This is a genomic window from Streptomyces sp. NPDC048338 (assembly GCF_043201055.1).
Lineage (GTDB): Bacteria > Actinomycetota > Actinomycetes > Streptomycetales > Streptomycetaceae > Streptomyces.
This window is the reverse complement of the sequence record NZ_JBICYQ010000007.1, coordinates 390,353-411,869: the sequence shown is the minus strand read 5'-3', so window position 1 is coordinate 411,869 and position 21,517 is coordinate 390,353. Positions and strand designations below refer to the sequence as shown.

Annotated in this window: 26 protein-coding genes; 14 read left to right on the top strand and 12 right to left on the bottom strand. The window is 74.3% G+C overall.

Annotation, left to right across the window (positions count from 1 at the left end):
* The first annotated feature begins 213 nt into the window (after window positions 1-213).
* Window positions 214-417 carry a cold-shock protein gene (locus ACGFZF_RS19280; protein WP_356604853.1) on the top strand — a complete coding sequence of 68 codons (204 nt, stop codon included), beginning with the start codon at window positions 214-216 and terminating at the stop codon, window positions 415-417.
* A 199-nt stretch (window positions 418-616) separates the two neighbouring features.
* Here the strand turns inward: ACGFZF_RS19280 and ACGFZF_RS19275 are convergent, their stop codons facing one another.
* The 4 genes from ACGFZF_RS19275 to ACGFZF_RS19260 form a co-directional block, all read right to left on the bottom strand.
* Window positions 617-985: a hypothetical protein gene (locus tag ACGFZF_RS19275; protein ID WP_393555593.1), complete on the bottom strand. Its 369-nt coding sequence runs from the start codon at window positions 983-985 to the stop codon at window positions 617-619.
* Between the two features lie 187 nt (window positions 986-1,172).
* Complete coding sequence (locus ACGFZF_RS19270; RefSeq protein ID WP_393555591.1) at window positions 1,173-1,400, bottom strand: DNA-binding protein; 228 nt, start codon at window positions 1,398-1,400, stop codon at window positions 1,173-1,175.
* Between the two features lie 24 nt (window positions 1,401-1,424).
* Complete coding sequence (locus ACGFZF_RS19265) at window positions 1,425-2,756, bottom strand: VWA domain-containing protein (protein ID WP_393555633.1); 1,332 nt, start codon at window positions 2,754-2,756, stop codon at window positions 1,425-1,427.
* Window positions 2,757-2,974: 218 nt separating this feature from the next.
* Window positions 2,975-3,844, bottom strand: a complete 870-nt coding sequence (locus ACGFZF_RS19260; protein ID WP_393555589.1) for an AAA family ATPase — start codon at window positions 3,842-3,844, stop codon at window positions 2,975-2,977.
* A 457-nt stretch (window positions 3,845-4,301) separates the two neighbouring features.
* Between ACGFZF_RS19260 and ACGFZF_RS19255 the strand changes: the two genes are divergently transcribed.
* Window positions 4,302-5,633 (top strand): PP2C family protein-serine/threonine phosphatase, encoded by a 1,332-nt coding sequence (locus ACGFZF_RS19255; RefSeq protein ID WP_393555587.1) that lies wholly within the window; start codon window positions 4,302-4,304, stop codon window positions 5,631-5,633.
* A 249-nt stretch (window positions 5,634-5,882) separates the two neighbouring features.
* Window positions 5,883-6,251 carry a luciferase family protein gene (locus ACGFZF_RS19250; RefSeq protein ID WP_393555585.1) on the top strand — a complete coding sequence of 123 codons (369 nt, stop codon included), beginning with the start codon at window positions 5,883-5,885 and terminating at the stop codon, window positions 6,249-6,251.
* A gap of 169 nt (window positions 6,252-6,420) precedes the next feature.
* On the opposite strand, the gene ACGFZF_RS19245 is transcribed toward ACGFZF_RS19250, so the two are convergent.
* Window positions 6,421-6,909 (bottom strand): PaaI family thioesterase, encoded by a 489-nt coding sequence (locus ACGFZF_RS19245; protein ID WP_356779130.1) that lies wholly within the window; start codon window positions 6,907-6,909, stop codon window positions 6,421-6,423.
* Window positions 6,910-7,012: 103 nt separating this feature from the next.
* On the opposite strand from ACGFZF_RS19245, the gene ACGFZF_RS19240 reads away from it, so the two are divergent.
* Window positions 7,013-7,486 (top strand): winged helix-turn-helix transcriptional regulator, encoded by a 474-nt coding sequence (locus tag ACGFZF_RS19240; RefSeq protein ID WP_393555582.1) that lies wholly within the window; start codon window positions 7,013-7,015, stop codon window positions 7,484-7,486.
* Window positions 7,487-7,613: 127 nt separating this feature from the next.
* Window positions 7,614-8,558 carry a YhjD/YihY/BrkB family envelope integrity protein gene (locus ACGFZF_RS19235; RefSeq protein WP_393555580.1) on the top strand — a complete coding sequence of 315 codons (945 nt, stop codon included), beginning with the start codon at window positions 7,614-7,616 and terminating at the stop codon, window positions 8,556-8,558.
* 52 nt (window positions 8,559-8,610) lie between these two features.
* Here ACGFZF_RS19235 and ACGFZF_RS19230 read toward each other — a convergent pair whose 3' ends face one another.
* Complete coding sequence (locus ACGFZF_RS19230; protein WP_393555578.1) at window positions 8,611-9,132, bottom strand: hypothetical protein; 522 nt, start codon at window positions 9,130-9,132, stop codon at window positions 8,611-8,613.
* A gap of 322 nt (window positions 9,133-9,454) precedes the next feature.
* Between ACGFZF_RS19230 and ACGFZF_RS19225 the strand changes: the two genes are divergently transcribed.
* Window positions 9,455-9,670: a hypothetical protein gene (locus ACGFZF_RS19225; RefSeq protein ID WP_147979695.1), complete on the top strand. Its 216-nt coding sequence runs from the start codon at window positions 9,455-9,457 to the stop codon at window positions 9,668-9,670.
* Between the two features lie 149 nt (window positions 9,671-9,819).
* Window positions 9,820-10,323, top strand: coding sequence for a peptidylprolyl isomerase (locus tag ACGFZF_RS19220; protein WP_393555576.1), 504 nt, complete (start codon window positions 9,820-9,822; stop codon window positions 10,321-10,323).
* Between the two features lie 108 nt (window positions 10,324-10,431).
* Here the strand turns inward: ACGFZF_RS19220 and ACGFZF_RS19215 are convergent, their stop codons facing one another.
* The 3 genes from ACGFZF_RS19215 to ACGFZF_RS19205 all read right to left on the bottom strand — a co-directional run bounded on the left by ACGFZF_RS19215 (window position 10,432) and on the right by ACGFZF_RS19205 (window position 12,613).
* A complete protein-coding gene (locus ACGFZF_RS19215; RefSeq protein WP_393555574.1) occupies window positions 10,432-11,163 on the bottom strand; it encodes an alpha/beta fold hydrolase in 732 nt (243 codons plus the stop codon).
* A gap of 177 nt (window positions 11,164-11,340) precedes the next feature.
* On the bottom strand, window positions 11,341-12,186 hold the full coding sequence (locus ACGFZF_RS19210) for an NAD(P)H-binding protein (RefSeq protein ID WP_393555572.1): 846 nt from the start codon (window positions 12,184-12,186) through the stop codon (window positions 11,341-11,343).
* 178 nt (window positions 12,187-12,364) lie between these two features.
* Window positions 12,365-12,613 carry a type B 50S ribosomal protein L31 gene (locus ACGFZF_RS19205; protein ID WP_356604828.1) on the bottom strand — a complete coding sequence of 83 codons (249 nt, stop codon included), beginning with the start codon at window positions 12,611-12,613 and terminating at the stop codon, window positions 12,365-12,367.
* A 252-nt stretch (window positions 12,614-12,865) separates the two neighbouring features.
* Here ACGFZF_RS19205 and ACGFZF_RS19200 point away from each other — a divergent pair, with 252 nt between their 5' ends.
* On the top strand, window positions 12,866-13,081 hold the full coding sequence (locus ACGFZF_RS19200) for a hypothetical protein (RefSeq protein WP_393555570.1): 216 nt from the start codon (window positions 12,866-12,868) through the stop codon (window positions 13,079-13,081).
* Window positions 13,082-13,180: 99 nt separating this feature from the next.
* Here the strand turns inward: ACGFZF_RS19200 and ACGFZF_RS19195 are convergent, their stop codons facing one another.
* On the bottom strand, window positions 13,181-15,772 hold the full coding sequence (locus tag ACGFZF_RS19195; protein ID WP_393555568.1) for a SpoIIE family protein phosphatase: 2,592 nt from the start codon (window positions 15,770-15,772) through the stop codon (window positions 13,181-13,183).
* A 177-nt stretch (window positions 15,773-15,949) separates the two neighbouring features.
* Between ACGFZF_RS19195 and ACGFZF_RS19190 the strand changes: the two genes are divergently transcribed.
* Window positions 15,950-16,714, top strand: coding sequence for an alpha/beta hydrolase (locus tag ACGFZF_RS19190; protein WP_356604822.1), 765 nt, complete (start codon window positions 15,950-15,952; stop codon window positions 16,712-16,714).
* 91 nt (window positions 16,715-16,805) lie between these two features.
* Here ACGFZF_RS19190 and ACGFZF_RS19185 read toward each other — a convergent pair whose 3' ends face one another.
* Window positions 16,806-17,087, bottom strand: coding sequence for a glutaredoxin domain-containing protein (locus ACGFZF_RS19185; RefSeq protein ID WP_393555565.1), 282 nt, complete (start codon window positions 17,085-17,087; stop codon window positions 16,806-16,808).
* Between the two features lie 181 nt (window positions 17,088-17,268).
* Here ACGFZF_RS19185 and ACGFZF_RS19180 point away from each other — a divergent pair, with 181 nt between their 5' ends.
* The 4 genes from ACGFZF_RS19180 to ACGFZF_RS19165 all read left to right on the top strand — a co-directional run bounded on the left by ACGFZF_RS19180 (window position 17,269) and on the right by ACGFZF_RS19165 (window position 19,346).
* On the top strand, window positions 17,269-17,535 hold the full coding sequence (locus ACGFZF_RS19180) for a hypothetical protein (RefSeq protein WP_393555563.1): 267 nt from the start codon (window positions 17,269-17,271) through the stop codon (window positions 17,533-17,535).
* 329 nt (window positions 17,536-17,864) lie between these two features.
* Window positions 17,865-18,374: a DinB family protein gene (locus ACGFZF_RS19175; protein ID WP_393555561.1), complete on the top strand. Its 510-nt coding sequence runs from the start codon at window positions 17,865-17,867 to the stop codon at window positions 18,372-18,374.
* A 77-nt stretch (window positions 18,375-18,451) separates the two neighbouring features.
* Entirely contained in the window at window positions 18,452-18,712 is a 261-nt protein-coding gene (locus ACGFZF_RS19170) for a hypothetical protein (protein ID WP_393555559.1), read from the top strand.
* Window positions 18,713-18,905: 193 nt separating this feature from the next.
* Entirely contained in the window at window positions 18,906-19,346 is a 441-nt protein-coding gene (locus ACGFZF_RS19165; protein ID WP_393555557.1) for a GNAT family N-acetyltransferase, read from the top strand.
* Window positions 19,347-19,487: 141 nt separating this feature from the next.
* Here ACGFZF_RS19165 and ACGFZF_RS19160 read toward each other — a convergent pair whose 3' ends face one another.
* The gene (locus ACGFZF_RS19160; protein ID WP_393555555.1) at window positions 19,488-20,414 is read right to left on the bottom strand and encodes a universal stress protein; all 927 of its coding nucleotides are present in this window, start codon (window positions 20,412-20,414) and stop codon (window positions 19,488-19,490) included.
* Between the two features lie 108 nt (window positions 20,415-20,522).
* Between ACGFZF_RS19160 and ACGFZF_RS19155 the strand changes: the two genes are divergently transcribed.
* Window positions 20,523-21,449 (top strand): carbohydrate kinase family protein, encoded by a 927-nt coding sequence (locus tag ACGFZF_RS19155; RefSeq protein ID WP_393555553.1) that lies wholly within the window; start codon window positions 20,523-20,525, stop codon window positions 21,447-21,449.
* The last annotated feature ends 68 nt before the right edge of the window (window positions 21,450-21,517 follow it).

Below are 21,517 nucleotides of genomic sequence, written 5' to 3'. Positions count from 1 at the left end.
CGCTAGTTCCGCCGGGTCCGCGCCGTACACCCGGCACCCGGTGACCGGCACCCGGCACCCGGTGGGCGAGGCCGCCGCGCCCGCCGCCGGGACTTCCCCGCCCCGGCGAGGGACCATGGAAGGGTGCGGGTGCCGTCGGAGGCCGCGGACCGCGGCCGTCGGGCCGGACGCCCGCGCAGCGGGAGTCGCTCCCGCCGCATGAAGGAGATCATCATGGCAACCGGCACAGTGAAGTGGTTCAACGCGGAGAAGGGCTTCGGTTTCATCGCCCAGGACGGCGGAGGCCCGGACGTGTTCGTCCACTACTCGGCCATCGCCAGCACCGGGTACCGCGAGCTCAACGAAGGCCAGCAGGTCGAGTTCGACGTCGTCCAGGGCCCCAAGGGACCCCAGGCGGAGAACGTCAGCCCGGTCTGACCCCGACCCGGCGGACGCGGGCTCCGCAGCCCGTCCGTCCGCCCGTCGCGCCGGCTCGTCCACCCGTCCGCCCGAACGCCAGGAGCACGCGGGCGCCGACCGCGCCCGTGTGCGGGACGGTCACGGCCTGTTCGCCCCGCCCGCCCCCGCGACCCGGCGCCCCCGCTCGTGCGGCCCCGTCCGCCGTGCGGACGGGGGCTCATTCGAGCCGGTCCGTGGGAACGTACGGCAGCAGATCGTCCAACGCCTGTTCCGGATCGGGGTCGGAGACGGCGAGACGACCGTAGGGCGCGTCGCGGCGCAGCTCGACGCACAGCACCGGTGTGCCCGCGCGGACCGCCGCGAAGTCGCGGCCGTCCGGCAGGATCCGGGTGCCCACACAGACCCGTCCGGGGATCCAGAGACCGGGTCCGCGCAGGCCGCGCAGCGCCCGCCACCAGTCCGGTTCCACGTAGACCGCGCGCAGCTCCGTCAGCGGCACCCGGACCCGGCGTCTTCGTGCCGCCAGCTTCTCGCGCAGGGACAGCCGGACGACGAGATCCGCGCCGTCCACCACGACTCGCGCCATCACATCCACCGTTCATCCGTGCCGCTCCGGGCACCACGCGCTCCGCCCGGCGGACCTCCGCGTCGGGTGCCCGCGAGCACCGGCGTGGCGTCCCGTGCGTCTCGTGCGGGCCGGTCGTGCGGGAGGGCCTGTTCCCTTCCAGGATCGAGCTGCCCGCGACAAGCCGCCACGGCGGAAGGGGCCGGCCTCAGTCCTGGAAGGAGAGCCCCTGCTCTTCGAGCGCCTCGCGCAGCACCCTCACAGCCTTGGGGCCCACGCCGTGCAGCCGCAGCAGCTCGGCGGTCGGTACGCCCGCGAACTGGTCGAGGCGGGTGTAGCCGGCGGCGGTCAGCGCGCGCGTGGCGGGCGCGCCGATGCCTCGGGGAAGGCCGGTCCCCGCCGGGTCGTCGGTCGGGGTGCCGTTCGGTTCCGTCATGCGGCGATGGTGTCACGGCACCTTTCACACGGGGAGCAGGCGGCCGACGAGGTCGCCGAGTTGCCGCGCGTTGCGGCACGGGTGCATCTCGACCAGCTCGGCGTAGGCGAGGGCCGCCGAGTCGCCGGTCGACCAGAGCGAGGGTTGTTCCGGGTTGAGCCAGAAGACCCTCCGGGCCCGGTCCGCGATCAGCCGGAGCGCCGCGAGGTTGGGGTCGGCGTTGTTCGTCCGGGCGTCCCCGAGGATGAAGACGGCGGTGCGCGGTCCGACCGCGTCGGCGTAGCGCTCGGCGAACTCGCCCAGGGCCGTCCCGTAGTCGCTCTGCCCGTGCCAGCTCGTCAGCGCCGCCTCCGCGAGGATCCGCGCCCCGAGGCCCGCGGGGTCGGGCGCGCCCTGCGCGATCAGTCCGGTCACCTCGTCCACCTGGTTGACGAAGGCGAACACCCGTACCCGGCTGAACTGGTCGTGCAACGCCCGTACCAGCAGCATCGTGAAGTTCGCGAAACCGGCGACCGAGCCGGAGACGTCGCACAGCAGCACCAGTTCCGGCCGCCCGGGGCGGCGACGCCGCAGCACCGGACGCATGGGCACCCCGCCCGTCGACAGGGAGCCGCGCAGTGTCCGCCGCAGGTCGATCGTCCCGCGTGCGGCGCGCCGCCGCCGGGCTGCCAGGCGGGTGGCCAGCCGGCGGGCCAGCGGCTGCACGGTCCTGCGCAGTTCCAGGAGCTGCTCACGGCCGGCGAGCAGGAAGTCGACGGTGTCCGCGGTGCCCGCCACGGCCCGCCGGGCGACCTGGTCACGGCCCTGCCGCTCGGCGACCCGGCGGCGCGCCTCGGTCCGTACCCGCTCGCGGAACGCCTCGATGCGGCGCCGGATCTCGTCGTCGGTGAGACGGTCGGCGAACTCCGTCCCGTCGTCGGGGGCGGCCTCGCGGACGGCGGCCCTGACCCGCGCGAGCAGGGTCTCGGGCCGGAGCCGGGCGAGGGTCTGGTACGAGGACCAGCCGTCCGATCCGGGAGAGGAGCCGTACGCTCCCAGGCCACCGACGGCCTCGCCGGCCAGCATGTTCATCGCCTGCCGGTCGTCGGCGGCGAGCGCGGCGGCGAGTCGCTCGCGCAGCGTGCCCGTGTCGAAGTCCTCGGACGGGCCCGAGGACGAGGCGCCGGCGGTCTGCGGGAAGTACAGGTCGAAGACCCGGTCGAAGAGGGCACGCTGCCCCTCCCGGTGGAGCAGCGTGGCCGCGAGCGCTTCCCGCATCCGTTCCCGTTCGGCGAAGCCGACCGCCTCCAGCGCGTGCCCCGCGTCCACGGTCTCGCCGGTACCGATGCCGACGCCGTGCGCGCGCAGTGCCTGCACCAGCCCGGTGAGCCGGTGCCCCGCGCCGTCGCCCCGGGTGCCGAGGCCGCCGGGATCCGCCGCTCCGGCGGCACGCGGGTTCCCGTCGCCGGCCGCCCGCGCGTCCCGGACACCGGCCGTGGTCGGACACGCGTCACCGCCCGCCCGCTGGGCCGCGTCCGCGGCCGCGCGCGGATCCTCGTCGGTGGGCGCCGTGGGCCCGGGGCCGCCCGGCGTGCTCACACCGCGTCCAGGTCGAGCTTGGCGGCGGCCCTGAGGATGTCGTCCTGGTGCTTCAGGATCACGCCCAGGCTGTCGCGGACGACGGTCTCGTCGAGGCGGTCGGCGCCGAGGGCGAGCAGGGTCCGCGCCCAGTCGATCGTCTCCGCCACCGACGGCGCCTTGCGCAGGTCCATCGCCCGCAGCGCGCCGACCACGCGCACGACGGACGCGGCCAGCGCCTCGTCGATCCCCGGCACCTTCATGGCCACGATCCGCCGCTCCAGCTCCTCCTCCGGGAAGCCGATGTGCAGGAACAGGCAACGGCGGCGCAGCGCCTCGGACAGCTCGCGGCCGGCGTTGGAGGTGAGGACGACGAAGGGGCGCCGGGTCGCCGAGATCGTGCCGAGCTCGGGAACCGTGATCTGGAAGTCGCTCAGCACCTCCAGGAGCAGCCCCTCCACCTCGATGTCCGCCTTGTCGGTCTCGTCGACGAGGAGCACGGTCGGGTCGGCCGAGCGGATCGCGGTGAGGAGGGGGCGGGGGAGCAGGAACTCCTCGCTGAAGATGTCCGTCCGCGTCTCGTCCCAGGTCTCGTCGCGGCCCGCCGTGATGCGCAGCAACTGTTTGGCGTGGTTCCACTCGTACAGGGCACGCGCCTCGTCGACGCCCTCGTAGCACTGGAGCCGGATCAGGCGGGCGTCCGCGACCTGGGCGACCGCCTTGGCCAGTTCGGTCTTGCCGACCCCCGCGGGGCCCTCCACGAGCAGCGGCTTGCCCAGCCGGTCGGCGAGGAAGACGGTGGTGGCGACGGCGGGCGAGGCCAGGTAGCCGATCGCGGCCAGGCGTTCGGCGACATCGTCGACGGAGGTGAAGTACCCGGTCGTCATTGCTTGTTCTCCCCGGAGCGGCAGGATCGCTTACTGGCGGGTAGCCATGCGTACTCGATCAGTTCGGCGAGCACCCGACAACCACCTCGGCGAGGATTGCGGCCAACGTCACGGGCGGGGGCGGCGGTCGCGTCCACGGTCCGCGGGTCGCCGGCCGACGCACGCACGGCGGCCGGCGCCGTCGGTCCGGACGCCCGGTCGACACCCGTGGCGACCGGGCGCGGGGGCGGAACGGGAGTCGGGGGAGTCGGGCGACGACCTGCCGCGGCACGGCAGGGACCTCGGCTTCGGCCGGGAGCGGGCGCGCGGCGTAGCGTTGCCCTGTCGGAACATGGCCAGAGCTTCACCCGCCGTACGGCGTCGCAGGTCGGACGCGTGCGACGCGCGGGCGAGCGGGGCCGCTGGTCCAATGGAGGGGGCTGCGCTGTCCGGATCCTTCGCACCGGGTGGAGGTGTCGTGTCGGAGCGAGCGGGGACGCGCGTCTCCCTGGCCGAGGAGCACGCCGCGGTGCTGGCCCGGCTGGGCGCCATGGAGGAAGCCGCCGGAGCCATCGGCACGAGCGCGGACGAGCCCGGCGTCTGCCGGGAACTGGCCTCCTTCCTGCACCGGCACGGCGTCGAGGCCGTCGCCGTGGACGTCCGGCCGGAGGACGGCGGACCGCCCCGTCGTGTCGCCGTCGCGGGCGAGGCCGCGCTCGTGGACCGGCTGGAGCCGCGCGTGGACCCCGGCACCGGGCTGTACGGGACCGGCCGGACGGACACGCCCGCCCCCGACCGGCCGCCGACGGAGCCGGGCGAGCACGCCCGCGTCCCCCCGCACGGCGGCCGCACCTCCGAACCGGCTCCGGACGCCGCCGGAGCGGACTCCGGCCGATCGTGGTGGACGTACTCCGCCGGCCGGCCCGTCCACGTCGTGCACGCCCCGCTGGCCGCGCCCGGCGGCCCGCGGCTCGGCGCCGTCCTCGCGGTGCGCTCGGCGGGCGGCTTCACCGGTCACGAGGAGGCCCTGGTCGCGCACGCCGCCCGGCTGGCCGGCGTCCACCTCGGCCACGCGCGCCGTCTCGCCGCGACCGAGCAGACCGCCCTGCACCTCCAGCAGGCCCTGGTCGCCGAGCCCGGCCGGCCGCACCCCAATCTGGAGATCGCGGGCCGCTACCTCCCGGTCGGTCCGAGGACCCTGGTCGGCGGCGACTGGTTCGAGACCGTGCGCCTCCACTTCGGCCGCAGCCTGCTCGTCGTCGGAGACGTGATGGGCCACGGCCTCGACGCCGCCGTGGACATGAACGCCTACCGCTCGGCGCTGCGGGACGTCGCTTCGACGGACCTTCCGCCGCACCGGGTGCTGCGCCACCTCGACTCCGTCGTCGCGGAGGACGGGTCGCGTCGTCCGGCCACCTGCCTGCTCATCCGGATCGACCCGGCGCGCGGCACCGCCACCTTCGCCAGCGCCGGACACCTGCCCCCGGTGGTCTTCACCGCCGACGGCTCCGCCGAACTCGTGGACCTCCCGGTCGGTCCGCCCCTGAGCACCGGCTTCGGCGGATACGAGCCGCTGACCCGCGAGGTCACACCGGCCGACACGCTCCTGCTCTTCACGGACGGTCTCGTCGAGCGGCGCGGCGAGGACATCGACGACTCGCTCGCCCGCCTGGCGGCCCTCCGTCTCCCCGCCGGCTCGGGTCCCGAGGAGGTCGTCCGCCAGGTCCTCGCGCGCCTCGACGCCCGGCACGCCGAGGACGACGTCGCCGTGCTCGCCGCCCGGATCCGCGAGCGTCCCGCGCCCGAGTAGGGAAGGGCCGGTGAACCGAGGGGCTCGTGGCGTGAAGAGGGTCGTCGGTCCTCGTTTCCGGCCGTCCGCCCGGCCGGGGCGGGCGCCGGACCTCAAGGCCCGAATCGCGCTCTGTGCAGGGGTGTTCGGACCTCACGCGTGCCCCACCGTCACCACCCCGTCACACGACCAGGATCGATTTCGCGCCTCGGCGGAATTCTTTCGCCGGGACGCTTGTGCCGGGTCGCCGGTCCCGGCACGCTCCTCGGTATGAACACAGCCAGGCACGCCAGTGAACGTCTGATGAGCTGGCCCTCGCTGACCGCCGACCGCGCCCGGTGCGGCGCAGAGCTCGGTCTGCGTACCGCCACGCAGGAGATCGTGCACTTCCACGGGGAACACGAGGCGGACGTGCACCTGACCCGGGCCATGATCGCGAAGCTGCGGCCCGCTCTCCTCGGGTCCAGCGCCGTACGACTGCGGGCCGGATCCGGCTGGGTGACGGTCCATCTGGACATGGGCTCGGACATCGACCTGCTGGCGACCCTGGTGAGCGCGGCCCTCCAGGCGTCCACCCGGGGCATGCACACCCTGCCGGACGACTGCACGCGCACGCGGGTGGCGCCGTACGGGGGTTGAGGCGCCGAGACCGACGGATACGGGTTCCGGACGGCTGTCGGACACCGGAGCCGTACGGGCGCGGGTCCCGGACCGGCGTCGCGGCGCGCGGGCGCCGACGCACCGCCCCTCGCCGGAGTGACGTCGACACACCCGCCCCCGCCGGAGTGACGTCGACGCTCCGGCGGTCTCACCCCGCCGGGAAGATCATGCAGGTGCTCGTGGCGTGCCCGAGGAGCCGGTCCGAGGCGTCGTAGAGCCCCGCCTCGGCGAGCGCCGTGCGGCGGCCCTGGCTCATCACCGTGCCGATCGCACGGACCTTGCCCGTGCCCAGCGTGATCGGCCGCAGGAAGCGGGTCGACAGGTCCAGTGAGGTGTACGCCATCCCCTGCGGCAGCGTGGAGTGCACCGCGCAGCCGGCCGCCGAGTCCAGCAGCGTCGCGTAGACGCCGCCGTGCACGCTGCCGATCGGGTTGTAGTGCTCCTCGCCGGGCTCGAAGGTGAACACCGCCCGCCCGTGCTCGACCTCCTCCAGCGCGAAGCCGAGCAGCGCCCCGATGGGCGGCCCGGGCAGCCTCCCGGCCGCGAGCTCCCGCAGGAAGTCGAGTCCCGCCATCGTGCCCGCCGCTCTCGCGGTGGCCGCGGCGTCCTCCCACTCGACCGTGCGTGACCGCTTCATCCCGCGTCGCTCCGTTCCGTCCGACCGGCTGACTGTGAAGATCGAAGCTAGACCGCCCTCCCGCTGACTGTCAACGACGTAGCCAGCTCGGTAGAGTGAGCGGGTGAAGTGGCTGGAGATGGACACCGAGAACTGCCCGGTCCGCCGCTCGCTCGACCTCGTCGGCGAGAAGTGGTCCCTCCTGATCGTGCGCGACGCCTTCAACGGCGTACGCCGCTACGAGGAGTTCCGCCGGCACCTCGGTCTGTCGGAGGCGGTCCTCGCCGACCGGCTGCGCAAACTCGTCGCCGCCGGGATCCTGCGCGCCGAGCCCTACCGCGAGCCCGGCGCCCGCACCCGGTCCGAGTACCGGCTGACCGCCAAGGGGCGCGACCTGTGGCCGGTGCTGCTCGCCCTCAAGCAGTGGGGGGACATCCACGCCGGAGATCCCGAAGGGCCCGCCCTGGAGATCCGGCACACCGACTGCGGAGCTCCCGTGCGGGTCGTCGTCGTGTGCGAGGGTGACGAGCGCGCCACGCTCAGCCCCTTCGACGTCTCGGTGCGCCCGGGTCCCGCCGCCCGCCCGCTCGTCTCCTGAGGGCCGCCCGCGGCCCGGGAGCGCGGTCGGACCCGACCGCCGGCCCGCGCCGGCCGCGGGGACGCGAGACCCCCCGTTCGGCGGCATGGCGGAGAGTTCCCGGCGTCCGGCGGGTACTCCCCGTGGCATGCCCCCCACCTCCGGTGCCCCCCGCGACCGTGCCCCCGCCGAGACCGGTCACGGGCTCCAGCGGCTCCACAGGGCCGTCCTGACGTCCGTCGTCGGGCTCGCCTGGAACCGCGGGCGCGAGATGGAACTCATGCACCGGGCGATGGGCTTCGCGGCGCTCAGCCTGCTCACCCTCGTCCCCCTCCTCATCGTCGTGGCCGCCGCCGACCTGGCCAGCGGGCAGGGCTTCGCCCGCTGGCTCGTCCAGGGCCTCGGCGTCTCCGAGGTCTCGCAGGAGGAGGTCGAACAACTCTTCGGCAAGCCCGGTCAGGCGCTCCAGCGCACGACCGCGTTCGGACTCGCCGCGCTGGCCGCGTTCGGTGTCACCTTCGGATCCGCCGTCCAGACCGGGTACGAACGGGCCTGGGACCTGCCCACCGCCCGCTGGCACACCATGTGGCGCCACGTCGTGTGGCTCGCCGTGCTGGTCGCGGCCCTCCTCCTCTTCGTCGCCGGTCCGCCGCCGGAGGACGTCCCCGCCGGCGTCACCGCCCTCGTCACCGTCGGTGACGTCGTCGGCACGTTCTTCTTCTTCTGGTGGTCGCAGCGCTTCCTGCTCTGCGGCCGCATCCGCTGGCGCGCCCTGGCCCCGGGGGCGCTCTTCACGGCTCTCGGGCTGCTCGGGCTGCGGGTCTTCTCCCAGTTCGTCTTCTCCCCGCTGATCGCCTCGAACGCGGTGACCTACGGGCAGTTCGGTACCGTCCTCGTCCTGCAGTCCTGGCTCGTCGGGGTCGGCTTCGTCGTCTACGGCGGCGCCCTGGTGGGCCGGCTGGCTCACGAGCACCTGCTCCGGCGCCGGATCGACCGCCTGCCGCCCGAGCACCTCCCGGCCGACGCCCCGCACCCGCCGCCCCGCGGCCCGGGGAAGGGTCGTGGGGCGGGCCGGGATCCGGACGGCGCGTGAGGGCGGGCGGGTCGCGCCGAGGGGGGCCGGCCGTCGGGCTCGTACCCGCCGCTCAGCGCCGGCAGCCGACCGGATGCGCGATGTCGACCACGAGGCGCTCGGGCGAGTGCAGCGTGAAGGTCTTGAAGTGCGGCTTGGTGTCGAAGGCGGCCCCGAGGGTGACCACGCCCTCGAAGTCGCCGGTCAGGGCGACACCCTTGAGCGCGGGCAGGTTGATCTTCGCGAGCCGGGGGCCGTGGTAGACGGACCTGCCGGACGCGTCGTGGGCGGCGGCGGGGGAGAGCTTGATCTCCAGGAAGTGCTTCCCGGGAAGCGGGACCCGGTGCCCCGAGCCGTCGTACCGCAGGACGGTGACCGGCTTCACGGTGACCGGAGGCATCGCCCCCCGGACGTCCACGACCAGCCGGTCGAAGGTGGGGTGCCCGCCCCAGCGGGCGTTGGTGACCAAGGCCGTCGTGGGCGGCCCGGCCGTCCGTGACGGGGTGGTGGAGGCGTCGGCGGGGATCGTGGCTCCGATCCCGGCGGCCAGCAGAATTCCGGCGGCGGCGGCCGCGAGGCGTGGACGGTGATGCATGACGTCCCCCATTTCTCGTGCTGCGGGGACTCTGGTGTCACTGGGGAAGACGTGCCGCACACCTTGTCCGGTTGCGGGTGAATCACGTGTTTTCAGATATTTTGCGCCGCATGTCGAGAGAGGGCGCGGGGCGGGGGCGGGCCGGCGTCCCGATCGGCGACGGTGATGCCTCGCCGGCCCCTTCCAGGGCGCCCCGCCGGGCCCGCGCCGGCGTCGGACCGGCCCCCGGCCGAAACCCGCACCGGACCCGTCCGACCCGCTGAATCATTTCGCCCCACCCCGAGGCCGTAACCCCCCGGGCCTCCCGGTAGTTGACCAGGGCATGAAGAAGCGCAGCATGCTCGCCATCGCCTCCCTCGCGGCCGGCGTCGTCACGGCCCTCGTCAGCCCGCCGCCGAACGCCTCGGCCGACACCGGCGCCGCCGGAGCCACCGGGCTCCTGCAGAACGACACGGCCCTCGGCTCCCTGCTGGAGGAGGCCGCCCCGCTTCCCACCGACGGTGCCCTGCACGCGCTCGACGGCGGCGCGTCGGCCTGACGACGCCTCGGATCCCCGTACCCGCGCCGGGATACGGGGATCCCGCACCCCCGCTCCGTGGGGCAGCCGGGTGAAGTGTGGGCCGGGTGGGTCCCGACAAGCGGCAGCCCGTGCGCGCGAGGACGGGACAGGAATGACAGGATGTCCCCATGAGCAACAACGTTTACTTCGACATCACCATCAACGACGAGCCGGCCGGCCGGATCGTCTTCCAGCTGTTCGACGACGTCGTCCCGAAGACGGCGCAGAACTTCCGTGAGCTCGCCACCGGCCAGCACGGCTTCGGCTACGCCGGCTCCCCGTTCCACCGTGTCATCCCCGAGTTCATGCTCCAGGGCGGTGACTTCACCAACGGCAACGGCACCGGTGGCAAGAGCATCTACGGCGAGAAGTTCGCCGACGAGAACTTCACGCTCAAGCACGACCGCCCGTACCTGCTGTCGATGGCGAACGCCGGCCGCAACACCAACGGCTCGCAGTTCTTCATCACCACCATCGTGACCGACTGGCTCGACGGCAAGCACGTCGTCTTCGGCGAGGTCGTCGAGGGCCAGGACCTGGTCAAGAAGATCGAGGGCCTGGGCTCCCGGTCCGGCGCCACCAGCGCGAAGATCGCCGTCGCCGCTTCCGGCGTCGTCGAGGACAAGGCCTGACGTCGCTGCATCCCTGAGCGGACTGCACCCGACCGCCCCACCCGTCTGCCGGGCCGGGGCGGTCGCGCGTTCCGCGTCCCTTCTCCCGCCCGCGGCGGGAGACGCGCCCTAGGGAGCGTCGGCCGAGAGGCCCGCGACCAGCGCCGTCACGAAGCCCTCCGGATTGTCGATCATGAGATTGTGGCCGGCCTTCGGGACCACGAACACGGGGACCCCCAGCGCGGCCATGCGCTCCGCGTCCGCGTCCGGCAGGCTGTACTCGCCGACCAGGAAGGCCCGCGGTCGGTCCAGCCCCGCCAACAGCTCACCCTCCGGCGGCGCGGCTCCCTCGACCAGGGCCACCGCGCTCCGGTGCACCGCCAACGGGTCGGCCAGACGCAGCCGCGCCGCGTAGTCCGGCCGGTCGACGGCGGCCAGCATCCTCGCGAAGCCGTCACGTACGAACGTCTCCTCGTCCTGCGCGGCGACCGGGCTGCTGAACATCCCGCCCCCGGGGTAGAGGTTCGGCTCCGCCACCACCAGCCGGGCCACCAGATCGGGGCGGGAGGCGGCGAGCCGCACGGCGACGGCGCCGCCCATCGAATGCCCGATCAGTTCCACGCCCGTCAGGCCCAGGTGGTCGAGGACCTGCGCCACGGCCGCGGCCTGCGCAGCCATGCCGTAACCGAACTCCCGCGGCCGGTCGCTCAGTCCGAAACCCAGCAGATCCACCAGGAGCGTCCTGCCGCCGGCCAGGGCGGGATGCGTCATGACGTGCGCGAAGTCGGACGCGCCCGTGCATCCCAGGCCGTGCAGACAGACCCGGACCGGTCCTTCCCCCGGCAACTCGATCCACCGCATGTATCCTCGCGCGTCCGCCAGGAACAACTCCCGCACGCCCGACCCCCGCCATCACACCGTTCTCGCACCGACCCGACCCGCACACCCTAGGGGGCGTCCCGCCGATCGTGCCGAGGTCGCCGGTGGTGCCGAGGTCGCCGGTGGTGCCGGATGTCGGGCGACGTCCCTCACCGCGCGTCAGGCCCGGCGGAAGGCTCCCGCGTTCCGCTCGGCCCACGCGGAGAAGGGCCGGGCCGGGCGGCCGAGGACCCGCTCGACGTCCGGGCTCACCCGGCGCTCCTCGGCGGTCGGCTCGCCCAGGACCGAGAGCGTCCCCTCCACGACCGGCTCCGGCATGAACCGGAGCATCCCCGCGCGGGCTTCGTCCCGGCTCAGCTCGTCGAAGCGCACGGACGTGCCCAGGACCTCCGCGAACGCCGCCGCCTGCTCGCGCGGGGAGACGGCCGCGGGCCCGGTGAGCACGTACGTCCGGCCGGCGTGCCCGTCCCCGCGCAGGACCGCGGCGGCGACCTCGGCGATGTCCGCGGGGTCCACCACCGGCAGGGCCACGTCGCCGAACGGGGCCGCGACGGTGTGCGCCGAGCGCAGGGAGTCCGCCCACAGGAACGCGTTGGAGGCGAAGCCGCCGGGCCGCAGGATCGTCCACACCATGCCGGACGCGCGGACCGCCGACTCGAACTCCCGCAGGACGGCGTGGGACGCGGCTTCCGGCCGGGTCCCGGTGACCTGCGAGGACTGCAGGACGATGCGGCGCACACCACAGGCGGCCGCCGTGTCCACGATGTCCCGCGGGTCGAGTGTCCCGCCCCCGCCGGGCACCAGCAGATGGAGGGCGTCGGCCCCCTCGAAGGCCGCCTTGAGGTCGGCGGCCCGGGACAGGTCGGCGGCCCGGTGGCGTACCCCCGGCGGCAGGGGGCCGTTCGGGGGCCGCCGGCTCACCGTCGTGACCTGCTCGCCCGCCGCCGCGAGGGCCGCCACCAGCGGCCGTCCGACGTTCCCCGAAGCGCCCGTGACAACGATCATGATTCCGCCTCTCCGCGCACGGGGCCGGGTGCCCCGCTGTGGTCATGACGTCATCCTGAAAGCAGAACCGGTCACCCTCTGACCGGTTTACCGGGACGGGTCACGCCCTCCCCACGGGAGTCGCGGAAGCCTGGACGCAGAGCTCCCCGCGACAGGGGTGCCCCGCGAACCTGACGGACTACTTCTCCTCGCCGAAGCGCCGTTCGAACTTCGCGATCCGTCCCTCGGCGTCCACGGTCCGCGCCTTGCCCGTGTAGAAGGGGTGGCTCTCGGAGGAGATCTCGACGTCGACCACGGGGTAGGTGTTGCCGTCGTCCCACTCGATCGTCTCCGGGCTGGTGGCCGTGGACCGGGTCAGGAAGGCGAACCCGGCGGAGCGGTCGCGGAAGACCACGGGCCCGTACTCCGGCTGCTTGTCCTGCTGCACTCGTCCTCCTCGTGCTGCCTGCAGTGATGGGCCCAGCCTGGCCGGGCCCGGCGCGCGCGACCAGCGCCACGAGGCCGACCGGGTGAACGCCCGTCCGCCCGCACGAGGTGCCGAAGCCCGCCTGCACGGGCGTCGGCGCGCCGGGGCCGGGACCGAATCCCCTCGCCGAACCGCTTCTCCGTGATCACCGGACGGATTACGGTGAGTCGTAGGCGAGCCGGCCGACGGCTCGGTGACACGGGGGAGTTCGACATGGGATCGGTACTCGTACTGTTCGGGGTCCTGGGCGCGGTGGCGGTGCTGCTCGCCTTCACCCTGCTGCGGCGGGGTAACAGGGCGACCGAGAACGCCGACGGCCTGCTGATCGAGCAGGCGCGGCGCGTCCAGGCGCACAACGACCGCACGTCGTTCTCGTCGATCTCGGCGCACAACACGCCGCCGACGATGGGCGACAGCTACCGCTCCTGAGGGGCGGGCGGCCCTGGGGCCGGTCAGGACGTGAACCGGCCTGGTGACCACCGCCGGCCGGTTCACGAACTCCTGCCTCCCCGTCCCGCGTACGGGGCGTCAGGACGGGCGGGTCCAACGGGCGGCCAGCAGCAGGGCGATGTCGTCGGCGCGGTCGGTCGTCTGGCTGGCCTGGCGGATCAGCCGGTCCGCCGTCTCGGTGAGCGGTCCCGAACTCGACGCCGCGAAGGTGCGGCGCAGTCGTTCGATGCCGTCGTCGATGTCCATGCCGGGCTTCTCCACCAGGCCGTCCGTGAACAGCGCGAGCACGGCGCCCGGTTCCAGCTCCAGCTCCGTGACGGGGTAGGTGGCGCCGCCGTCGATCCCCAGCACCAGACCGCCCGCGAGGTCCACGACCTCCGTCGTCCCGTCCGGCCGGCGCAGCAGCGGCTGCGGGTGACCGGCCCGCACGCCTTGAGCGGCCCCCGTCTCCGGGTCGAGCAGGATGTAGCAGCAGCTCGCGAACTGCCCCGGATCCATGTCGATCAACAGCCGGTTGGTGCCCTGGACGACGTCCTGCGGAGCCAGACCGCCGAGCGCGAAGGCGCGCACCGCGCTGCGCAGTTGCCCCATGGTCGCCGCCGCGGCGACCCCGTGGCCCTGGACGTCTCCGATGGTCAGGGCCAGCAGCCCGTCCGCGGTCTCGATGACGTCGTACCAGTCGCCCCCTACCTCCATGCCCTGCGTGCCGGGCAGGTACCGGGCCACCGTGTCGTAGCCGGCGCAGACGGGGAGGCGGCCCGGCAGCAGCGCGTCCTGGAGCCCCCGGGCCAGGGCGGCCTCGGAGTCGTACCGTCGGGCGCGCTCCAGCGCCTGCGCGATCAGTCCCGCCAGGGCCGTCAGCACCGTGCGTTCCTCCGGGCTGAAGCCGCGCGGCCGCTCGAAGCCGAGGATGCAGGAGCCGACCGGACGGCCGGAGGCGATCAGCGGCAGAAACGCCCGGGCGCCGGAGTGGGAGTCCAGCGGGAGGCCCGGATACGCCTTGCCGAGCTGCTCCATCGACTCGTAGAAGAGGGGCCGGCCGGTGGTGAGGGTCTCCACGCCGGGCATCCGGGCGTCCAGGCCCACGCCTTCGAAGGGCTCCAGGAATCCCTTGGGGAAGCCGGTCTCCCACGCCAGGTACAGGTGACGCTCGCTCAGCAGGTAGATCGCCAGCTGACGGCCGCCGAACGCGGGCAGCAGCTCGTCGGTGACCACGGCCGAGACCTGGCGTGCCGTGACCGCCTCGGTGAGGGCGATGGCCAGGGCCACCGGCCGGTACAGGGCGGACGCCTGGTCGGCGGCGGAGCCGAGCCCCGCGTCGCGACGGGTGACGGAGCCCGGCTGATACGCGGGGTCCCCTTCCGGGAGGAGCACGATGGTCACGCCGTCGTGCCCCGGATAGAGGGAGACCGACAGCCACTGGCCCGCCGTCGTACGGGCCTGGAAGTACCGGGGTTCCTCGGACAGCAGTGCCGCCCGCAGTTCCTCCTCGTGGGAGGCGTGGTCGAACCACGGCATGACCTGCCACAGGCTTCGCCCGGCGAGCGTGCCGCGCGCCTCGGCGAGGAGCGCCTCCGCGAGGTGGTTCACGTAGGTGATCCGGCCGAGCCGGTCGATCGCGAGAATGGCCCGGGGCAGCCGGTCCGTGGCGTCCGACCCGATGAGGCCGGTGCCCAGGTCGACCAGGGATCCGGTCAGGAAGCGCCCCCGGCCCCCGGACCGGTCCGCGGCACCTTCGGGGGGCGACGCGCGGGCGGAGACCTCCAGGAGGTGCAGCCCGCCGTCGGGCCCCTTCAGCCGGATCCTGCGCGCGACCGGTCCGCCCGAACCGGCGGCCCGGCGCGCCATCGTCCACAGGGCGTACGTGTCCTCCGGTGCCAGGCGGGCCGTGAGGGCCGCGATGGTGCCGGGGAACTCCTCGCCGTCTCCGATGATCGCCCGCAGCCCCTCGTCGACGGTGACGACGCCGGTGTCCAGATTCCAGTCGAAGTAGCCGATCCGCACCGGCTTCATCCCGGGCGACGGGAGCTGGACGCACACCGGTTCGGTCGACCAGGACACGGGCGTGCCCTCGGCCGTGAGCTTCCCGAGGGCCGTGCCGAGCCGCTCCGCCTCGCGCAGCAGACGACCGCGGTCGCGGGAGTTGACCGGAACGCCGGCGGTGGGCGCGCGCAGTACCACCAGGACCCCGAAGCGCTCACGGCCGCTGACGACGGGCGCGTACAACGAACCGAAGGGAAACGGCAGGCTCGCCACGAACTGGGGGAAGAGCCGCATGGCCTCCTCGACGTCGGCCAGGTGCACGGGCTGTCCGGAGCGGTAGGCCTCCGCCACCGGGAAGGGCCGGTTCACGTGCATGCGCCACCACGGCCGGAACAGTGGGCCGGGCAGTCCGGCGAGCACCGCGAGCCGCAGCAGCCCCGGCGTGCCGGAACGCAGGTACACACCGCCGGCGTACCCTCCGACGGCCTCGATCGTCCGCAGCGCCGCCTCGGCCAGAACCAGCGGCAGCTCGTCGCGCAGCGGGCCGTGGGGCTGCTGCCCGCGCCACACCGGCCCGTCGGGGGGCGCCGCGGGGGGCGTGCCTCCGTCTTCCGCCGACGGGACGGGCCCGGCCGTGCCGTGCGTCGTCACACAGCCAGCATGCTCCCGGGCCGCCGTACGGCGCATCTCGACCCCTGCCCGCAGCGCGCGGGATTCGCCGGGGTCCGCGGACTGCCACCGTGAGCCCTGGACAGGCGTTCCACACGCGGCACCGTTGACCCGGCCGCCGGCACTCGCCACACTCGGTAGCCGAACGGCCACGACGGGTGTGCCGGGCGATTCACCTCGTGACCAGGGGGCGTGATGTCGGGTCGGGTTCTGCCGTACGACGTGCAGGGGAGCGGGCCCGGGCGGGCCCTCGTGCTCCACAACTGGTTCGGCGACCGGACGAGCTTCGCTCCGCTCCGGGCCCACCTGGACGGCGACACCGGCACCTACGCCTTCGTCGACTGCCGAGGCTACGGGGAGGCCATCGACTCCGACGGCGAGTTCACCATGGAGGAGGTGGCCGCGGACGCGCTGGCCGTCGCCGACGACCTGGGCTGGGACTCCTTCTCGGTGATCGGGCACTCGATGGGCGGCAAGGCGGCCCAGCTCATGCTGCTCGACGCACCCGACCGGGTCCGCTCGCTGGTCGGCATCTCGCCGGTCTCGGCCGCGGGGTTCCCGCTCGACGGCGAGAGCTGGGAGCTGTTCGCCGGAGCCGCCGAGGAGCCCGCGAACCGGCGCGTCATCATCGACACCACCACCGGCGGCCGCTACGACGACGCCTGGCTGGACGCGCTGGTGGAACGCTCGCTGGCGCGCTCCTCGGCGACCGCTTTCCGGGCCTACCTCGACTCCTGGTCCCGCACGGACTTCCACCACCGGGTCAAGGACAACCCGACCCCCGTCCTGCTCGTCGTCGGCGCCCACGACCCGGCGCTGGGCGAGGCGGCGATGACGGCCGGCTGGCTCCAGTGGTATCCGAACGCCCGGCTGGAGGTCCTTCCCGAGGCCGGCCACTACGCCCCGGAGGAGACCCCGGAGGCGCTCGCCGCGGCCATCGAGGCATTCCTGGCCGCCTGATCCGGAGGGACGCCGCCGGGGCGCCCGGCGGCTGCGGCGACCGGTCCGGACGAGCCCGATCGCCCCCTCGGTGTCGCAGGGTCCGCGGCTTTCAGTGCCCCAGGGCCTGCGGCGCGTGGCGCTCCACGGCCTCCCACAGCTCCCGCTTGGACGGGTTCACCAGGGCATGTCCGGCCACCGTGACCGTCGGGACCGTCTCGAACCCGTTCGCCACCGAGCGGACGAACGCCGCCGCGTCGGGGTCACGCCAGATGTTCACCTTGGTGTAGCGCAGGCGGCTGAAGCGCAGCCGCAGGCGCAGCCTGATGCAGAAGACGCACATCGGGCGCCAGTACAGCACCACGCCCTCGTCGTCACCGGCCGTGTCCCGCATGGGCGTTCCCCCGCTCGTCGTCGTTCCGGTCGCATCGTACGCAGGCCCGAAGGCGCGGGTGGGCCGTGCGTCCTTGCGCGCTCCGGGACCCTCCGCCCCGGTGGCCGCGCGGCCTTGTCCGTGCCGTGGGGGCGCCGAGGCGCGCGTCATGGGCGAGCATGGTGGGGGAGAGGCGGGTGCCATGGATCCGACCGCGATGACGGCGGTGATCGTCGCCGCGGCGCTGGTGTGCCGGGCGGCGGTGCTGGAGCTGCGCGAACCCGGCACCGGCCGGCGTGCGTGGGCGTTCGTCACGGACCGCCGCGCGCTCGGCACCGGTGCGACCCTGGCGGTGCTGCTCGGCGTGGTCGGCTGGGGCGCCGTCGGCGGTACGGCGGTGGTCTGGGCGTGCCTCGTCGGGGTCGTGGTGGCCTCGCTCACCGCGGAGCGACGGCCCCCTGGGGGCTGATCGCAGCTTGGCGCGCGCGTGCGGGATAGGCCGCACGCGGGTGTGGTGATCGAACACCCCTCAAGCCCTAGTACAATCTTCAACCGAGGTCCGGTGCCGGCGTTCCCCCGTGCCCGGCACCGGACCTCTTCCCATGCCCGCGCGCTCCGCGCGTCCCCGAGGGCGAGGGCCGCCCGGATCGGCACGGCTCTCCCGGACCTCCTCCGCGCCTCGACCCGCTGCCACACGCTGTCCTGGCCCGAGCGGCGGGGCCGCCCGGAGCCGGCCGACGGGCAGGGCGGTAGCTTCTCGTCCCGCACGCACCACCCCTTCGGCGAGGAGCAGCGCAGATGACCACCGACGACCGGATCGGCCCGCCTCACCGCGGCGGCGAGCGGGAGACGCTGCGGGCGTTCCTCGACTACCACCGCGCCACGCTCGCGATGAAGTGCGCGGGGCTCACGGACGAACAGCTCAGGGAACGGTCGATGCCGCCGTCGACGCTGTCCCTGCTCGGTCTGGTCCGGCACATGGCGGAGGTCGAGCGGGCCTGGTTCCGCCGGGTGTTCGAGGACGGCGACGCCCCGATGGTCTGGTCGGACACCGTCGACTTCCAGGCCGCCTACGACGCGAGCGGCTCGACCAGGGCCGAGGCGTTCACGGCCTGGGAGGCCGAGGTGGAGAACTCCCGGCGTCTGGAACGCGAGGCCGGGAGCCTGGACCTCGCCGGGCACCAGCCGCGGTGGGGCGAGGAGGTCTCCCTGCGCATGGTGATGATCCACGTGCTGCTCGAATACGGCCGGCACAACGGCCACGCCGACCTCCTGCGCGAGGGCGTCGACGGCACCGTCGGCGCCTGACGGGCACCGCCCGGCGGTTCGGGCGGTCGGACGCCGTGGCCGGGCGGCTGTCAGTGGCGGGTGCGATCCTGCCGGGTATGGACGAGTTGATGCGAGGCCGGGTGTACGGCACCGACCACGACGACCCCGGTCCCAGGCCCGGGCGGGTCTATCGCGAGCTGGTGGCCGGCCCGCTGGACGGGCTCCTGCTCGACGTCACCGGCTGGACGAGCCACGAACTGCGTGAGGGCGCCGCGCTCGACACGGAGATAGGCGCCTACGGCCCCGGCGGCCGGTCCCGGTACGGGCCGCGGGAGGGCGACCCGGCGCACTGGGACTGGGAGGGCGACACACGCTGACGCCGCGCGGCCCCCTGCCCGACCGCCCCGGACCGGGGCCGGTCGGACGGGTCGCCGGTCCCGGCGACCGCACGGCGTCAGGACGGCCGAGCCCGGTGCGGGCGCCACCGGGCCGGCGTGTGCCCGAAGGGGCGGGGCCCTGCCGCCCCTTATGCGATTGACGCGCCGTGAGCCCACCGGGTTTGCTGCGGACATGACCGATCTTCGTATCCGGGCCGTGGACGACGACGCGACGGCCGAGGACTGGCGGCACGTCCACAACGTGATCATCCCCACGGCACCGCTCACGTCCGAGGAGGTGCGCGACCGGGTCCGGCGCAACCGCCTGGAAGTGGCCTACCGCGGCGACGTCCTGGTCGGATGCTCGACGGTCCGCCCGCCCACGTCCGACGAGCCGGTGGCGACGGTGATCGCCCGGACGCTCGCCGAGCACCGCGGGCAGGGAGTCGGGGAGGCCCTCTACGCGCGCGGGATCGCCCACGCCCGCGCACTGGGTGCCGAGGCGATCGAGACCGTCGTCCTCTCCTGCAACGAGGACGGACTGCGATTCGCCCTCGCCCACGGCTTCGTGGAGACCGAGAGGTACCTGCTGGACGGGGACACGATCCCCTGGATCACCCTCCGGCTTCGCTGACCCGTCCGGCGCGTGGTCCGGGCGAGCACGCGGACCCCGCGTGACCTGACCAGGCCCGCCTGCCGACCTGGACCCGCCGATCCGCACCGCCCGCCGGCGCCTGCCGACCCCGGCCCGCCCGGACCGTGTACGGCGCCGGCCTCAGTGCGGGGCGGCGGCGGGCACCACCGCGACCGGGCAGTGCGCGTGGTGCAGGACCGCGTGGCTGACGGAGCCCATGAGCAGCGACTCCATCCGCGGCCGGTGGCGGTGCCGGCCGACGACGACGAGCCCCGCGCTGCGGGACGCCTCGACCAGCCGGCCGGCCGCGTCCGCCGGCACGACGTCGGCCACCACCTCGACGTCCGGGTACCGCTCGGCGCTGGGCCGCAGCCGCTCGCCCTGCCGGCGCTCCGTCTCCGCCACCAGCTCCGTGGCTTCCGACATCGCCATCTGCGGCGGCATCTGGAGGGCCGGGGCCGGCGGTCCGACCAGCATCGCCGGCGAGGCCGGCAGGCGGAAGGCGGTCACCGCCTCCAGGGCCACGCCACGCTGCGCGGCGGCCCGGAAGGCGAAGTCGATCACGTCGTCCGCGGTCTCCTCCGTGTGCAGCCCGAGCACCACCCGGCCCGCGCCCGCACCGCTCTCCAGCGACACCGTGCGGGCCTCGTGCGGCACGACGACGACCGGGCACGCGGCGCTCGCCGCGAGCGCGCGGCTGGTCGAGCCCAGCAGCAGGGTCGCGAAGCCGCCGTGCCCGCGCGAGCCGATCACCAGCAACCGGGCGTCGCGGCAGAGCGGCAGCAGCGCGTCGGTCACGGTGCCGTCCAGGGAGAGGTACCGCACGGACACCTGTGCCCCGTGCCGCTCGACCCAGGCCCGGACGCCGTCGGCGACGGCGTCCGGGATCTCGGGTGTCCCGCCCAGCGAGGCGATCCTGGCGGAGCCGAGCTGGAGGGCGTCGGACCGTACGTGCGCGACCAGCAGGGGCGCGCCGATCCCCCGGGCGGTGCTCAGGGCCCAGCCGAGGGCCCGGAGACTGTGCTCGGACCCGTCCACACCGACGACGACTGACGACTCTTCACTCATGTCGGGATTATTGCCGCACAAGGGATCTTCTTCCTGGAACGCGCGCGGCCGGGTGCCGGTGAGACGGTCGCGCCATACTGGCGCCGGCCGGACCGGAGAGGTGGAGTGGTGAACCGACAGCACACGGAATACGACGTCCTGGTGGTCGGCGGAAGCGGGGTGGACACCATCGTGAGGGTCGACGCGCTGCCGGTCCCGCTCGCGGACTCGGTCCACGTCGGCCCCATCGAGGAATGGCCCGGCCACACCGGTGGCAACGTCGCCCTCGGCGCCCGCGCCCTCGGACTCAGGGTGGCCCTGCTCGACTGGATCGGGGACGACTGGATCGGCGGCCTGGTGCGCGAGCGCATGGCCGAGGGGGACGTGGAGTTCGTCGCGCTGGTCTCGCCCGCGGGTACCCGGCGCGCGGTGAACCTGGTGGACGCGACCGGTCGCCGGATGTCCTTCTTCGACTCCCGGGATCCCGCCGGCCTGCGGATGCCGCCGGAGGTCTACCTCCCCCGGCTGCGCCGCACGCGCCACGTCCACCTGTCCATCACGGACTTCTCCCGCCATCTCTACGACGACATCGCGGACGTCGGCGTCCCCGTCTCCACCGATCTGCACGACTGGGACGGACGTGCCGACCACCACCGGGAGTTCGCGCTCCGTTCGGACCTCGTCTTCCTGAGCGCGGCGGGCGCGGGGGAGGGCACGCCGGACCTCATGCGGGAGATCCTCCGTGAGGGCCGCGCCGACACCGTGGTGGCCACGGCGGGCGCGGAGGGCTCGTACCTCCTCACCCGGGACGGCGGTCCCACCCCGCACCACATCCCGGCGGCCCCGCTGCCGATGCCGGCGGTGGACAGCAACGGGGCGGGCGACGCCTACGTCACCGCCTTCCTGTACGGACGGCTCGCCGGCCGCGACGTACGGGAGTGCGCCCGGCTGGGCGCGGTGGCCGGTGCCTTCGCCTGTACGGCGCCGGGCTCCACCGCCCTGATCGGCGCCGACGCGCTCCTGACGGGCGAGGACACGCCGGGCGAGGGGGCCTGACCCCGGGGGAGGCCGGCCCGACGCCCGTACGGGGGCCGGGGCCGGGCCTCCCCGCCGCGCGGACCGAG